The organism is Nocardiopsis sp. TSRI0078 (genome assembly GCF_001905145.1).
GTDB lineage: Bacteria > Actinomycetota > Actinomycetes > Streptosporangiales > Streptosporangiaceae > Nocardiopsis.
On the sequence record NZ_LWLB01000001.1, the window covers coordinates 1 to 15087 of the forward strand.

Here is a 15087-nt window from a genome sequence, read left to right on the forward strand (position 1 = left end):
GAGAACACTGCTCGAACCAGTCAGTCAGAGAAGGGAGTGAACCGGCCCGTCCGCGGGGATCCGCGTCCGTCTCGCTCGGTACTTCCCCAACTCTACCCCTGCGCCGGAGTGCTTGGGACACCTTTGCCGAACCTTGCCGGTGTCGTGCCTTACACGGTCCGCCCCAAACGGGGCGGACCGCCGCACAAGCACCGCGCACCCGCGTCGGAGCGGGCCCGGGGGCAGGTCAGAGCTTCTCGATCGGGGCGTACTTGACGAGGAAGTCCTTCTCACCGATATCCGCGCCGAAGTCGATCCTGGCCTTGGTCTTGTCGCCGGCGCCCTCCACCAGCTGCACGCGGCCCATACCGAAGGAGTCGTGGTTGACCAGGTCGCCCACACTCAGCGTCGGAGCCTCCTTGGCGGCCCTGGCCCCACCTCGCGAGCGCGGACCACCGCCACCGCCGAAGGTGCCGCCGAAGCCCCCGCCTCCCCCGAAGCCGCCCGGGCCCCGGCCGCCGCCGATGCTGCGGCTGGGCGGAGCGGCCAGGGTGGACTCGGCGCGGCGCCAGTCCACCAGGGACGAGGGGATCTCGTCCAGGAAGCGGGAGGCCGGGTTGTAGGACGGGGTCCCCCAGGCGCTGCGCACCGCCGCGCGGCTGACGTACAGCAGCCGCTGGGCCCGGGTCAGGCCCACGTAGGCCAGGCGGCGCTCCTCCTCCAGCTGCGTCTTGTCGCCGAGCGTGCGGGTGTGCGGGAACACCCCGTCCTCCATGCCGGTGAGGAACACCGCGGGGAACTCCAGTCCCTTGGCGGCGTGCAGGGTCATCAGTGTGACCACCCCGCCCTCGTCGTCCGCGTCGGGGATCTGGTCGGTGTCCGCGACCAGGGAGATCCGCTCCAGGAAGTCGACCAGTGTGGGCGCGCCCGGGTCGACCGCCCCCGCGGCTCCGTCCCCGTCATCGTCCTCGTCCTCGTCCGAGGGCTCCTCCTCCAGGAGTGCGGCGAAGGTGTGCTCGAACTCGCGGGCGACGTCGACGAACTCCTCCAGGTTCTCCACCCGGCTCTCGTCCTGGAGGTCCTTGGACTCGGCCAGCTCGGACAGGTAGCCGGTCTTGCTCAGCACCGCCTCGACGATCTCCGCCGGAGTGCCCCCGGGCACCGTCTCCGCGAGTTCGTCCAGCAGCGCGTTGAAGTTGCGCACCGCCTTGACCGAGCGGGTCGCCATCCCCGGGACCTCGTCCACGCGGCGCAGGGCCCGGGCGAAGGAGATGCGCTCGCGGGCGGCGAACAGCTCCACCGCCTCCTCCGCGCGCGCGCCGATCCCGCGCTTGGGCACGTTGAGGATGCGGCGCAGGCTGACGGTGTCCTCGGGGTTGGCCAGGACACGCAGGTAGGCGAGGATGTCGCGGATCTCCTTGCGCTCGTAGAAGCGCACACCGCCGACGATCTTGTACGGCAGCCCGGTCCGGATGAACACGTCCTCGAAGACGCGGGACTGGGCGTTGGTCCGGTAGAACACCGCCACCTGGCCGGGCGTGAGCGTCCCGTCGTCGGTGAGCCGGTCGATCTCCCCGGCCACGAACGCGGCCTCGTCGTGCTCGTTGTCGGCCACGTAGCCGGTGATGGCCGGCCCCTCGCCCTGCTCCGACCACAGGTTCTTGGCCGGGCGGCCCTCGTTGCGGTCGATGACCGCGTTGGCCGCGGACAGGATGGTCTGGGTGGAGCGGTAGTTCTGCTCCAGCAGGATGGTGCGCGCCTTGGGGAAGTCGCGCTCGAACTCCAGGATGTTGCGGATGGTGGCGCCGCGGAACGCGTAGATGGACTGGTCCGCGTCACCGACCACGCACAGCTCCGCGGGCGGCACCACGCTGGTGTCGGAGTCCTCGGCGGCGCCCACCAGTTCGCGGATGAACGCGTACTGGGCGTGGTTGGTGTCCTGGTACTCGTCGACCATGACGTGCCGGAAGCGGCGCCGGTAGTACTCGGCGACGTCCGGGAACATCTGGAAGAGGTTGACCGTGAGCATGATCAGGTCGTCGAAGTCCATGGCGCCCGCCTCGTGCAGGCGGCGCTGGTAGAGCTGGTAGGCCTCGGCGAGCTTCTTCTCCTGCTCGTTCTGGGCCTGTCCGGCGAACGTGTCGTAGTCGACCAGCTCGTTCTTGAGGTTGGACACCTGGAAGGAGAAGGACCTGGGCGGGAACCTCTTGGGGTCCAGGTCCATCTCCTTGCACACCAGCTGCATCAGGCGCGCGGAGTCGGCGGAGTCGTAGATGGTGAAGCTGCTCGGGTAGCCGAGCCGGGACGCCTCCCTGCGCAGGATGCGCACGCACGCCGAGTGGAAGGTCATGGTCCACATGCTGTTGGCGGCGCGCACGCCCAGCAGCGCCTGGATGCGCTCGCGCATCTCCGCGGCGGCCTTGTTGGTGAAGGTGATGGCGAGGATCTCACCGGGTCGCACGCCGCGTTCGGCCATGAGGTGGGCGATGCGGTGGGTGAGGACGCGGGTCTTCCCGGACCCGGCACCCGCCACGATCAGGAGCGGAGCGCCGCTGTGGACGACGGCGTCGCGCTGGGGACCGTTCAGACCTTCGAGAAGCTGTTCTTGGGAGGACACGGCATCCAGGTTACGGCCGACCGGTGACGCCGCCGTCCCGTCCACAGGACCGTTCGCCGGGTTGGCCCGGACCGGTCCGGTCCTCCGGTCGAAAACGCCCTGATCGGCGAATTACGCTGTTTCGGTACGGGTCCCCGTGAGGGGGCCGTCTCGTGTTTCGGGGGGAGTTTCCTTGACCATGCGTGTGTTCGTCGACTGCGACCCGGGGATCGACGACGCCGTCGCGCTCGCCTATCTGGCCGCGCGGCCCGAGGTGGAGATCATCGGTGTCGGAGCAGTGTTCGGCAACAACAGCGTGGACGTCACGGCGGACAACGCGCTGCGGCTCCTGGAGCTGTACGGCCGCCCGGACACGCCGGTGGCGGTGGGCGCCGCGCGTCCGCTGGTGCAGCCCCCGCGCCTGGCCGCCCACGTGCACGGCGGCAACGGTCTGGGGGACGTGGAGCTGCCCGAGCCCGCGGGCAAGCCGGTCACGGAGAGCGCGGCCGAGCTGCTGGTGCGCCTGGCCCGTGAGAACCCGGGCGAGGTCGACGTGCTCGCGGTGGGTCCGCTGACGAACCTGGCGATCGCCTTGGGCCTGGAGCCGGAACTGCCCCGGCTGGTGCGGCGCCTGGTGGTGATGGGCGGCGCCGTGAGCGTCCCGGGCAACGTGTCCTCGCACGCCGAGGCCAACATCAGCAACGACCCCGAGGCGGCGGAGGCGGTGTTCGCGGCCGGGTTCGACCTGGACCTGGTGGCGCTGGACATCACCATGAAGACGGTGGCCACCGCGGAGTGGCTGGAGGAGCTGAAGACGGTCCGGGGCGAGCGCGCCGAGCGCACGTCGGCGTTCCTGGACTTCTACGCGGACTTCTACGCGGGGATCTTCGGGTCCCGCCAGTGCGCGATGCACGACCCGCTGGCGGCGGCGGTGCTGGTGGATCCGGACCTGGTGACGGAGGCGTTCGAGGCGCCGCTGCGGGTGGAGCTGGCCGGCGCGCTCACCCGGGGGATGACCGTGGCCGACCGGCGTCCGCGTCCGAAGGACGACGACCGTCGGCCCGCGCGCGTGGTCACGGAGGTGGCCGGGGCCGAGTTCCTCGGACGGATGCTCGACTCGCTGCGCTGAGCGGACCGGGGCGAACCGGTGCACGGGCCGGGGCCGCCGTCCACAGGTTCTGGCGGGGGCTGGCGGCGCGCCCCCGCCCGGTGGTCCCATGGACAAGGGGGGTCCCTGGCATCCCCTGCTTCGCCGCGCCCGCGGGCCGCGGCACCCGTCGTGTCAGACGAGTCTGCGGGCGGTGGCCCAGCGGCTCAGCTCGTGGCGGTTCGACAGCTGGAGCTTGCGCAGCACCGACGACACGTGGGTCTCCACGGTCTTGACGGAGATGAACAGCTCCTTGGCGACCTCCTTGTACGCGTAGCCGCGCGCGATGTGCCGCAGGACCTCGCGTTCGCGCTGGGTGAGCCGGTCGAGCTCGGGGTCCACCGGCGGGGCGTCGGTGGCGGAGAACGCGTCCAGCACGAATCCGGCCAGGCGCGGGGAGAACACCGCGTCTCCGTCGGCCACGCGCACGATGGCGTCGGCCAGTTCCCTGCCGGAGATGGTCTTGGTGACGTAGCCGCGGGCGCCGCCGCGCACCACGCCGATGACGTCCTTGGCGGCGTCGGAGACCGACAGGGCCAGGAAGCGGATCTGCGGGTGCTGTGCCAGGACGCGGCGCAGCACCTCCACGCCCCCGCCGCCGGGCAGGTGGACGTCCAGGAGGACGAGGTCGGGCTGCTTCTCCCCGATGACGTGCACCGCGCTGTCGACGTCCCCGGCCTCGCCGACGACCTCCACGGCCTCCCCCAGCTCACCGCGCACACCGCTGCGGAACAGCCGGTGGTCGTCCACGATCACGACGCGGGGAACCGCGCCACCGTCACTGAAGCTCGTGCTCTCGTCTGCCACACCTGGACTCTACCCACGTCCGCGGCGGCGGTGTCCTCCACCCGGCCGGGTGTCCGGATCCGGCCGGGGCCGCCGCGCCCCGGAGCCACGGAGCCCCGGAGCCACGGAGCCACGGCGGGTGCTCACCGCACCGCCCCCTCGGGCCTCCCGGCTCCGGATCTTCCGACCTCAGGCCTCGGGGATGCGGGGCATGCGCAGCTGCACCTCGGTGCCCTCCCCCGGACTGGTACGGATGCGCGCCGAGCCGCCGTGCCGCTCCATACGGCCCAGGATGGAGCCGCGCACGCCCATCCGGTCCTCGGGGATGTCGTCCATGTCGAATCCGGCGCCGCGGTCGCGGACGAACACCAGCACCTCTTCCTGGTCGACCTCGCCGAACACGGAGATGTTCTCGGTGCGCGCGTACTTGGAGGCGTTGACCATGGCCTCGCGCGCGGCGCGCAGCATCGCGGCCAGCCCGTCGTCCATGGGGCAGTCGCCCACGCACACCACCTCGATGGGGATGCCGTGCTCCTCCTCGACCTCGGCGGCGACGCGTTCGAGCGCGGGCGAGACGGTGGTGTCGGCGTCGGCGGGACGCTGGTAGAGCCAGCTGCGCAGTGCGCGCTCCTGCACACGGGCGAGGCGCTGCACCTCGCGGGGGTCCTCGGCCCGGCGCTGGATGAGGGTCAGGGTGTGCAGCACGGAGTCGTGGATGTGGGCGGCCAGTTCGGCCCGCTCCGCGTTGCGGATGCGCTCGCGGCGCTCCTGGTCGCGTTCGCGTATCAGCCCGATGATCCACGGGGCGACGATGAGCGCGATACCCGCGAGCACCGTGAAGGCGAAGGTCAGCCCCGCGCGGGCGTTCTGGAGCTGCTCCTGGAAGACGAGGAAGCCGATGACGCCGACGACGACGAGCAGAACGCCCGCACCGGCGCGCATGAGGCCCTTGACCCCCGCCCCGCCGACCGTGGAGGTCATCCACTCGTCGCGCTGGGAGGGGTTGGCGTGCTGCCAGAGGATGACGCCGCCGAGGGTGCCGAAGACCACGAACCACAGCAGGGGGTCGAAGACCCCGCCGAAGAGCAGGAACAGGACGCCGAGCCCGGTGGCGAGGCCGACGTAGGCCACGACCTGGGACAGGTCGCGGCCCTTGCGGCGGCTGCCCGGTTCGTCGGACTCCTTCTCCTTCTCCTCGGGGTCCTCGGGGACGAAGAAGTACAGGGCGACGTAGACCGCGACGCCGATGCCGCCCACCGACAGCGCCATGAGGGCGAGGCGGACGACCACGGGGTCGAGCCCGAGGTGCCGGGCCAGACCGGCGGCGACACCGCCGAGGAGCCTGCCCTCCACCGCGCGGGTGAGCCGCGGGGTGTCCGTGGCTGGTACTGCCACCGCCCGATCACCGCTTTCGTTCGTTGCGTCCGAGCGGCGGGGGGACGTACCGCGCCGCGCTCACAGGTCCTGCGGTGTCCAGGATGCCCTCCCCGGACGCGTGCGGGCATCGGGGACGCGTCCCTGGTCCTGCCCCGGCCCCGGTCAGGGTGGCTTCAGGGTCGTCCCGGATGTCCTGGTGGGCGGTTCCGGGTGACCATGGGCGTGTGAGGAAAGTGCGGTGAGTGACCATGACTGACGATCCGACGCCCGACTCCGGGGGCGGTGCCTCCCCCGTGTCCGGTGCGCCGGAGGCCGGGGGCTCCGAGCGCGAACTGCGCAAGGAGGACGAGGACCGGGTCCTCGCCGGTGTGTGCGCGGGCCTGGGGCGGTACACGCGGACCGATCCCGTGGTCTGGCGGACGGCCTTCGTGCTGACCGCGTTCGCCGGGGCCGCGGGCCTGCTGCTCTACGTCGCCGCGTGGATGCTGATGCGCGACGACCGGGGCGGCCCGGCCACGTTCGAGCAGATGCTGAACCGGAGCATCCCTCCCCGGACGGTGCCCAAGCTGCTCGCGGTCGGGCTGGCTGTCGCGACGGCGTTCAGCCTGGTCGGCGGGTTCGGCTGGTCGACTCTGGTCCTGGCGGTGCCGCTCGTGCTGGGGCTGCTGACCGCGCGCAGCCGGGGTGTGGACCTGCGGGCCGCGTTCGTCCGGCTGCGCGAGGACCTGGGGTCGAAGGAGCCCCCGCCGACGACGCCGCCCCCCGGACCGACGCCGACCTACTACAACCCGGCCCAGCCGTGGGCGTCCGCTCCGCAGGGACCGGTGGACCTGGCGGTGGTGGCGGAGCGCTCCGCGGCCGGGTCCCGCGGGGACGGCGCGGACCGGTCCGACGGGGACGGAGGGCTCTCCGGACGCGGCTCCGAGGAGGCGGAGCAGTCCTGCCGCAGGGGTGCGCCGCTGGCCTCGCTCGCGCTGTGGACGGCCGTGGCCGGGGGCGTCCTGCTTCCCGTCCTCGTGTTCGGCTGGTCGTCCTCGCTGTGGAGCGGACAGACGGCCCGGCTGCTGTTCGGGCCGGAGACCGGGGTGTTCTTCCTCGCCGGGGTCCTCGCGGTGATCGGCGTGTACGCGCTGGTGGGCACCCGGGCCGGAGATCCGCGGGGGCTGATGTCCCTGGGGCTGGTGACCGCGCTGGTGCTGGCGCTGGCGTCGGTGACCGACCTGACCCGGGTGCGGGTCGGAGGGCAGGTCTGGCGTCCGGCCACGGTGGCCGGGGCCGAGGGAGGTGACCACCGGATGACCCTCGGTTCGGGAACGCTGGACCTGACCGGGCTGGCGGACCTCTCCCCGGGCGAGACCGTCGACGTGTCCCTGCGGGTGGGCGCGGGTCACGCGGAGCTGATCCTGCCCGAGGACGCGCGCGTCGCGGTGACCTCGCGGGTCGGGCTGGGCGTGGTGGACCTCGGCGGCCGGGAGGGGAGCGAGGACATGGTCGGGTACTCCCTGACCTACGAGGAGGTCCACGAGCCCGCCGCGGGCGCCGTGGCGGAGGAGGACCGGTCGGAGGGCGGGGCCGGGCCCCCGCTGATCAACGTACGCACCGACTCGGTGTTCGGGGTTGTGGAGGTAGGGCATGGCGAAGCGTAGGACTGACTGGGGTTCGCTGGTCGCGGGCCTGCTGTTCCTCGGCCTGGCGGTCGCGTTCGTCGTGCGCGGCACGGGCGACTGGGAGTTCGACGTCGTGTGGGTACTGCCGGTGCTGGCCGTGGGGCTGGGCCTGGCGGGGGTGGCCCGCGCCCTCACCCGGTCCCGGCGGGAGCAGCCGCTGCCGGACCGTCCGTCCGACTCCGGGGAGTGACCCCCCAAGGAGCGGGAGCCCCCGGGGAGTGGCGGCCGCGCTCGCGGAGCGCGGCCGGCGTCCGTCGGGGCGGGGGCGTCGGCGGGCCCGCGGGCGGGTCACGCCTCCGGGCGCGGGCGGTGTTCGGCGATGGCCGCGAACGCCGTCACGTCCAGCGACTCCCCGCGGGCTGAGGGATCGACACCGGCCGCGCGCAGTGCGGCCTCGGCCGCGGGCGCGGAGCCGGCCCATCCTGCCAGGGCGGCGCGCAGGGTCTTGCGGCGCTGGGCGAAGGCCGCGTCGATCACCCGGAAGACCTCCTCCCGGCCGGCCTTCGTGTCGGGCCGCGGGCGGCGGACGAGCTCGACCAGGCCGGAGTCGACGTTGGGGGCGGGCCAGAACACGTTCCGGCCGACCGAGCCGGCGCGGCGCGCCCGGGCGTACCAGGCGACCTTGGCCGAGGGCACGCCGTAGATGCGCCCGCCGGGGGCGGCGGTGATCCGGTCGGCGACCTCGGCCTGCACCATGACCAGCACGCGCCGCAGTCCGGGCAGCAGTTCGAGCAGGTGCAGAAGGACCGGCACGGACACGTTGTAGGGCAGGTTGGCCACCAGCGCCGTGGGCTCGGGCCCGGGCACCCCGGTGATGCGCATGGCGTCACCGGGGACGACGGTGAGGCGGTCGGCGAGGTCGGGCGCGTGGTCGGCGACGGTGCCCGGGAGCGCGGCGGCCAGCGCCGGGTCGATCTCGATCGCGGTCACGTGGCGCACGTGCGGCAGCAGGGCCAGGGTGAGCGAGCCGAGCCCCGGGCCGACCTCGACCACGACGTCGGTGTCGTCGACCCCCGCGACCCGGACGATGCGGCGCACGGTGCCGTGGTCGATGACGAAGTTCTGGCCCAGGGTCTTGGTGGGCCGGATCCCGAACCGTTCGGCGAGGGCCCGCACGTCGGCGGGGGTGAGCAGGCGGGAGCGGCCGTCGGGTGCGGGTGTCTGTGTCACCCCCATATCTTGCCAGCTTCCGCCCACCGACCCGTCTCGGCCCGTTTCGGGCCCCTCAGGTCCTCGGCCCCGGGCCGAACACGCCCCGACCCGTCGGCGCCCCGGCCCGCACAATGAACCGAACGTCGTTCTAGTGTGGGATCCGTACACGTCCACCGCCTCCTTGGAGACCGCCCATGGGACCCCTCAACGGAATCCGCGTCGTCGAGTTCACCGGGATCGGCCCGGCGCCGATGGCCGGGATGCTCCTCGCCGACCTGGGTGCCAGCGTCATCCGGCTCGACCGGCCGGCGGCCGCCGACGCGATGAACGCCGGCGCGGGCGGCCCGCACATGAGCGAGGGACGCACCGTCCTGCCCGCCGACCTCAAGTCCGACGGGGGCCGCGCCCTCGCCCGCGACCTGGTCGCGCGCGCCGACGTGCTCCTGGAGGGCTTCCGCCCCGGGGTGATGGAACGCCTCGGCCTGGGACCCGACACCTGTCTCGGGCTCAACCCGCGCCTGGTCTACGCGCGGGTCACCGGCTGGGGCCAGGACGGCCCGCTGGCCCGCGCCGCCGGACACGACATGAACTACATCTCCGTCAACGGCGCCCTGCACGCCATCGGGCGGGAGGGCGGCCCGCCGGTCCCCCCGATCAACCTCCTCGGCGACTTCGCCGGGGGCACCATGTTCGCGGTCACCGGCGTCCTCGGCGCCCTGGTCGAGCGGCAGTCCTCCGGACGGGGCCAGGTCGTGGACGCCGCGATGGTGGACGGCAGCGCCCTGCTGATGTCGATGGTGCACGAGGACCGCGCGCGCGGCTCCTGGAACGACGAGCGCGGCACGAACTACCTGGACACCGGCGCGCCCTGGTACGACGTGTACGAGTGCGCGGACGGCCGCCACGTGTCGGTCGGCTGCATCGAGCCCCAGTTCTACGCCGCCTTCCTGGAGGGCACCGGCCTGGCCGGGGAGGACCTGCCCGACCAGTGGGACCGGTCGGGCTGGCCCCGGCTGCGCGAGCGCTTCGCCGAGGTCCTGCGCACCCGTACCCGCGACGAGTGGGGCGAGGTGTTCGACGGGGTGGACGCGTGCGTGATGCCGGTCCTGTCCCTGGAGGAGGCCCCCGACCACCCGCACGTGCGCGCCCGCGGCTCACTGGTGCGCGACGGCGGCCGGGTGATCCCCGGTCCGGCGCCCCGCTTCGACCGCACCCCGGGCGGGGTGACCCGGGGCCGGAGGCAGCCGGACGCCGACGAGACCCTCCGGGAGTGGGGACTGGACCGCTGACCGACCCGGACCGGTACGCGCCCGGGCGTGCGAATCCCCCTACCCGGGGCGGAGAATGGCTAGGGTGATCGACCAGTCACAGGCTGAGCGCGCGACGGGGGGTCTCCGCCATGCCACGACGGCTCGTCACACCGGGGGCGCACTGGGGCGCGCGCCTGTGTGCCCTGCTGCTGTCCGCGACGGTGCTGGCGCTCGCCGCGCTCGCCGCACCCTCCGCGGCCGGCACAGTCGGCACGGCCAGAACGGACGGTGCGTCCGCGACCCTTCCGGGCGGTGGCGGCTTCGACACCACCCGCCTCGACCGGCCCGGTCCCGGGGCCATCGCCCGGCGTAGCGGGCCCGTGGTGCTCGTGGGGGTGCCGGGCCTGCTGTGGGAGGACGTCACCCGCGAGAACACTCCGACCCTGTGGGAGATGGCCGAGAAGGGCTCCATCGGCAACGTGTCGATCCGCACGGCCACCTCCCGCACCTGCCCCACCGACGGATGGCTGTCGGTGTCGGCCGGGCAGCGCGCCCTGTCCATCCGCGAGCGCTTCACGGTGTGCGAGGCCGCGCCGGAGCCCGAGCGCGACGGCTCGGGTGCGGTCGTCCCCGGGTTCGGCTCCTATGTCCGGCAGAACGAGCGGTCCTCCTTCGGCGCTCCCGTGGGCCTGCTGGGGCAGACGGTGCGCGACGCGGGCGGGACCACGCTCGCCGTGGGCCACGGTGCCGCCCTGGGAGTGGCCGACCGCTCCGGGCGGGTGGACCACTACGTCGACGGGGTGCACGCCCTGACCACCGAGCGCCTGGAGGGGGTCTCCCTGGCCGCGGTGGAGCTGGCCGAGCTCACCCGGCTCTACCCCGTCTATCCCGATCCGCTCACGCCCGGTCAGGAGGACGGGGACGCGAACGGGAACGGGGGTCCCGTGGAGGCGCCCGGAGACGGCGAGGAGGCCGAGGAGCCGCCCGAACCCGACCCCGACGACGTCCCGGAGTGGGAGCGCGACAAGGCGCTGTCCGCCCTGGACGACCGGCTGCGGTCCCTGGAGAGCGTCCTGCCGGCCGGCTCGTCCCTGATGGTCGTCGGAGTGTCCATGGACACGGGGCCCTCCCAGCTCACGGTGGCCCTGTCCGGCGAGATCACCGAGGACGGGTTCACGGGGGCGGAGTCGTTCCTGGCCTCGGAGTCGACCCGGCGCGCCGGCCTGGTGGTGCTGACCGACACCACACCGACCCTGCTGACCTCCCTGGGGATGCGGGCGACCGAGCCGACCAGCGGCCGCCCCTGGCACCTGACCGGGCGGCCGCCGACAACCGACAAGGCGGTGGGGCGGCTGATGGAGTTCAACACCGCCGCGATCGTGGTGGGCGCCGCCATCCCCGGCTTCTTCAGCGGGCTGGTCGCCTTCCAGCTGCTCATCTACGCGGCGGCGGCCTACGCCCTGCACCGGTACTCGAACCGGCAGCGCGGCAAGCGCGCACGCGTGCTGTCCCTGACGCGGATCGTGGCGCTGGCCGGTGCCGCCTTCCCGGTGGCCAGCTACCTGGCCAACCTCGTCCCGTGGTGGACCTCGCCCATACCGCCGCTCGCGCTGCTGGTCTGCGTCCTGTCCGCGGACGCCCTGGTGGTGGCGCTGGCCGTGGCGGGGCCGTGGCGGCACACCATCCTCGGGCCGATGACGGTGGTGGCGGGGGCGACGACCGTGGTGCTCTTCCTCGACCTGTGCTTCGGCGCGGACCTGCAGATGAACTCGCCCACGGGCTACTCCCCGATCGTGGCGGGCCGGTTCTACGGGATCGGCAACATCGCGTTCGCCACGTTCGCGACCGGCATGCTGATGGCGGTGGCCGGGATCGCCCACGAGCTGATCTCGCGGGGGCGGCGCCGCGCCGCCGTGGTGACGACCCTGGTCATCGGGTCGGCGACGGTGCTGATCGTCGGCTGGCCGGGACTGGGCACCGACTTCGGCGGGGTGATCGCGCTGGTTCCGGGCCTGGCGGTCACGACGATGATGATCGCCGGGATACGCGTCACCCCGCCCCGTCTGGCCGCGGTGAGCGCGGCCGCGGTGGCGGCGATCGCGCTGATGGCGTGGCTGGACTACCTGAAGCCCCCGCAGGCGCGCAGCCACTTCGGCGCGTTCGCCGGCCAGGTGGTCAGCGGCGAGGCGGCCGCGGTGGTGGCCCGCAAGCTCAGCGCGATGCTGGGGACGCTGGGCAACTGGCAGCTGACCCTGTTGGCGGGATGTGCGCTGGTGTTCCTGTTCGTGGTGCTCCAACGGCCGCTCCACTGGCGGTTCGGCGCCCTGCAGGGCGCCTACGAGTACGCGCCGACGCTCCGGGCGGGGCTGACCGGTTCCCTGCTGACCGCTCTGGTGGGTTTCGCGGCCAACGACTCGGGGGTCGCGATCCCGGCGATCGCACTGACGGTGGCGGTGCCGTTGACGCTGTCGGCGTGTGTGTGGGCGCTCCAGCGGCAGGACGGGGACCGCGCTCCCGGCCCCGAACCGGCCGAGAACGCCCAACGGATGTGATGTACACCTCACTAAGCACAGGGAGAGCAAAACGCGCGAGCACGACCTTGCGTCGCTCACGTCACGAAACGGCCACGGCCCTATGGTAAAGTCCGTGGTCGGGCGACCCTCGTAGAGGAACCCGGTACCCCGGACGGGTGCCAGGCCGATCGTCCGGGACCCCGGAGCGGCCCCGGTACCACCGCTCCGGACGCCGCCCCGAGCCACAGGCGGGGAATGCCCGCCCCCGCGGACGGGTTTGGTCAGTTGCAGAGGGCAGGGAGTGGCCCGAAGCAGCACCCACCGGCGCACCGCCCTCTCCGCCGTGTCCACGGCAGGGCGGCGCACATCCAGGAACTCCCGAACCGGGTCCGCACGTTCTCCGGACAGTCGTCCTCATTGTGAACTCCAGTGGATCCGGGCGAGAAGCGTTCCACCCCCGGCCCGGGGCACCACGCAAGGAAATCGATGAACCATCAGCTTGGCCACCGCGGTAACGCGAAGAACGCACCGGTCGGCACCCGCTCGCGGAGCGGTGTGCGACCGGCCGCGCCGACCCGTCGGGCACGTCCCGAATACGCCGGAGTCGCCATGCCCGACCTGACCATCTCCTCCACCCTGCACGACACCGGACGGGTTCTGGTGTTGGACGGGGAGATCGACATGGCCACCGAGCACCGCTTCCAGGACGCGGTGACCGAGGCTCTCACCACCCAGCCCTTCGGGCGCGTGGTCCTGGACTGCTCCGACCTCCGGTTCATCGACTCCAGCGGCCTGCGCGTCCTGATCCGCGCGCACAAGGCAGCCAAGGAGCAAAAGGCGCTCCTGGCGATCGCCTCACCCATCCAGAGGGTGCTGCAGACCCTGCGGGTCACCTCGCTCGACACGCGCATCCCCGTCTTCACGACGGTCTCCGAGGCCCTCAACGCGCCGCACTCCGGCTGACGCCGGGCCCGCGGGCGCACACGGACCACGGCACCTTGACGGCCGCGTCATGATGCGTCCACGACGCCCGGGGCGCGCCCCTGACGGGGCCGCGCCCCCTGTCGCCGTCCCGGGGACCGCCGCGGTCCTCAGAAGAGCAGCAGCCACACGCCCAGCGCGGCCACCGCGGCGTTCACCAGGAGGAAGACCGCCACCCACAGGGCACCGGGCAGGCCGGTGAGCCGCGCCAGCTGGTCGGCGTCGGAGTGCGGCGACGGGTCGCGCCTGCGCTGCGCCTGGAGCTCGAAGACCGGCCGCACACCCGCGAAGAGCAGGAACCAGATGAACAGGTAGGCGAAGGCCGCCTGGACCTCCGCGGGGGTGAACCAGCTGACGCCGAACACCACCGCACCGGTTCCCACCACCGACAGCACCCCGTAGATGTTGCGGATCATCACCAGCATGGCGGCGAGCACGACGATGCTCAGCCACAGCAGTGCGGTGATGCGGTCCGACATCAGCATGAGGATGCCGAGGAGGCCGATGACCGACGGGGCGACGTAGCCCGCGAAGACGGTCAGGACCATGCCGACGCCGGTCGGCCTGCCCCGGGAGACGGTGACCCCCGAGGTGTCCGAGTGCAGTCGGATACCGGTGAGCTGACGGCCGCTGAGCAGGGCCACGAGGGCGTGCCCGCCCTCGTGGGCGATGGTGACGACGTTGCGTCCGATCCGCCAGGGCGGGCCGAGCACCACCGCGGCCAGGGCCAGGACGGCCGCGGTGACGATGATCCACCGCTCCGGTTCCGGTTGGACGGACAGTACTTCCCGCCAGACCTCGCCCAAGGTTGTTCCCACCGCTGCCCCCGACTCCTGGTTCGACCGGACCGTGCGCGGGCCCCACCGGTTCGCGTCACGGCTGCCGGCAGACGCGCAGAACAGGGACCCTTGCCGAACTTTAGGGCATGTGGGCAAGCACCGCGTTTTCCGCCCGAACCGGGACCGGGCTTCGGAACCAATCCGCCCCTTCCGCACCGATGGACTGGCCAAACGGGATGCGCCGACCTACATTCATCACTGTCAGTAATTCACCCGCTACTAACAGCAAGGATTATCGTGAAGCGTTTCGCTGGACTCGCCCTCATGGCCATGGCCACCGGTGCCGTCATCGGCTCCGCCTCCCCCGCCGTCGCCGGCGACGAGCACGACGGCTACCACGGACACCACGGCCACAGCTGGGACTGGCACGAGTCCGACGGGGACAAGAAGAAGGGCCACGGCGAGGACGACGGCCACTGGGACGGATACGGCCACGAGGACGACGACGAGGACAACGGCCACGACCACGGGAACGGCCACGGGAACGGCCACGAGGACGACGACGAGGACGGGAAGAAGGGCTGGGGCCACGACCGCAAGGGCGGGGGCCACGACCACGACCACAAGGGCAAGGACAAGGACCACGACGAGGACGAGAGCGAGGACGAGGACGAGGACGAGGGCCACGACCACGACCACGACCACGACAAGGACAACGGCTACTACTGACCCGTCCTTCCCGGTCCGCGCGTCCGGCTGAGCCCGCGGCACCCGCTCCGGGAAGCGACGCGTTCCCGATCCCGCGGAAGACGGCCCGGGCCTCCCGCGCGAGGAGGTGGGAACGGCACCCCGCGGCGGCA

At 72.6% G+C, this 15087-nt stretch carries 12 protein-coding genes; 7 read left to right on the forward strand and 5 right to left on the reverse strand.

All coding sequences use genetic code 11. From position 1 onward, the window contains the following. Positions 1 to 226: 226 nt before the first annotated feature. On the reverse strand, positions 227 to 2596 hold the full coding sequence (gene pcrA / locus A6A08_RS00005) for a DNA helicase PcrA (protein ID WP_073701018.1): 2370 nt from the start codon (positions 2594 to 2596) through the stop codon (positions 227 to 229). A gap of 178 nt (positions 2597 to 2774) precedes the next feature. Between pcrA and A6A08_RS00010 the strand changes: the two genes are divergently transcribed. Next, the gene (locus tag A6A08_RS00010; protein ID WP_073700422.1) at positions 2775 to 3704 is read left to right on the forward strand and encodes a nucleoside hydrolase; all 930 of its coding nucleotides are present in this window, start codon (positions 2775 to 2777) and stop codon (positions 3702 to 3704) included. A gap of 153 nt (positions 3705 to 3857) precedes the next feature. On the opposite strand, the gene A6A08_RS00015 is transcribed toward A6A08_RS00010, so the two are convergent. Both A6A08_RS00015 and A6A08_RS00020 read right to left on the reverse strand, forming a co-directional pair. Then, positions 3858 to 4529, reverse strand: a complete 672-nt coding sequence (locus tag A6A08_RS00015) for a response regulator transcription factor (protein WP_073700423.1) — start codon at positions 4527 to 4529, stop codon at positions 3858 to 3860. Positions 4530 to 4697: 168 nt separating this feature from the next. Further along, a complete protein-coding gene (locus A6A08_RS00020; protein ID WP_073700424.1) occupies positions 4698 to 5903 on the reverse strand; it encodes an ATP-binding protein in 1206 nt (401 codons plus the stop codon). A 230-nt stretch (positions 5904 to 6133) separates the two neighbouring features. Between A6A08_RS00020 and A6A08_RS00025 the strand changes: the two genes are divergently transcribed. Continuing rightward, on the forward strand, positions 6134 to 7531 hold the full coding sequence (locus tag A6A08_RS00025; RefSeq protein WP_242422034.1) for a PspC domain-containing protein: 1398 nt from the start codon (positions 6134 to 6136) through the stop codon (positions 7529 to 7531). Then, complete coding sequence (locus A6A08_RS00030) at positions 7518 to 7742, forward strand: hypothetical protein (RefSeq protein ID WP_073700426.1); 225 nt, start codon at positions 7518 to 7520, stop codon at positions 7740 to 7742. The genes A6A08_RS00025 and A6A08_RS00030 overlap by 14 nt, the downstream gene beginning before the upstream one ends. Before the next feature lie 98 nt (positions 7743 to 7840). Here A6A08_RS00030 and rsmA read toward each other — a convergent pair whose 3' ends face one another. Further along, positions 7841 to 8728 (reverse strand): 16S rRNA (adenine(1518)-N(6)/adenine(1519)-N(6))-dimethyltransferase RsmA, encoded by an 888-nt coding sequence (gene rsmA / locus A6A08_RS00035; RefSeq protein WP_073700427.1) that lies wholly within the window; start codon positions 8726 to 8728, stop codon positions 7841 to 7843. Between the two features lie 170 nt (positions 8729 to 8898). Between rsmA and A6A08_RS00040 the strand changes: the two genes are divergently transcribed. The 3 genes from A6A08_RS00040 to A6A08_RS00050 all read left to right on the forward strand — a co-directional run bounded on the left by A6A08_RS00040 (position 8899) and on the right by A6A08_RS00050 (position 13430). Then, positions 8899 to 9993 carry a CaiB/BaiF CoA-transferase family protein gene (locus A6A08_RS00040; RefSeq protein ID WP_073700428.1) on the forward strand — a complete coding sequence of 365 codons (1095 nt, stop codon included), beginning with the start codon at positions 8899 to 8901 and terminating at the stop codon, positions 9991 to 9993. Positions 9994 to 10103: 110 nt separating this feature from the next. Continuing rightward, positions 10104 to 12506, forward strand: a complete 2403-nt coding sequence (locus A6A08_RS00045) for a hypothetical protein (protein ID WP_073700429.1) — start codon at positions 10104 to 10106, stop codon at positions 12504 to 12506. A 570-nt stretch (positions 12507 to 13076) separates the two neighbouring features. Beyond that, a complete protein-coding gene (locus tag A6A08_RS00050) occupies positions 13077 to 13430 on the forward strand; it encodes an STAS domain-containing protein (protein ID WP_073700430.1) in 354 nt (117 codons plus the stop codon). A 128-nt stretch (positions 13431 to 13558) separates the two neighbouring features. Here A6A08_RS00050 and A6A08_RS00055 read toward each other — a convergent pair whose 3' ends face one another. Further along, positions 13559 to 14254, reverse strand: a complete 696-nt coding sequence (locus tag A6A08_RS00055) for a M50 family metallopeptidase (protein WP_073700431.1) — start codon at positions 14252 to 14254, stop codon at positions 13559 to 13561. Positions 14255 to 14524: 270 nt separating this feature from the next. Here A6A08_RS00055 and A6A08_RS27235 point away from each other — a divergent pair, with 270 nt between their 5' ends. Further along, entirely contained in the window at positions 14525 to 14956 is a 432-nt protein-coding gene (locus tag A6A08_RS27235; protein ID WP_242422035.1) for a hypothetical protein, read from the forward strand. Positions 14957 to 15087: the final 131 nt, after the last annotated feature.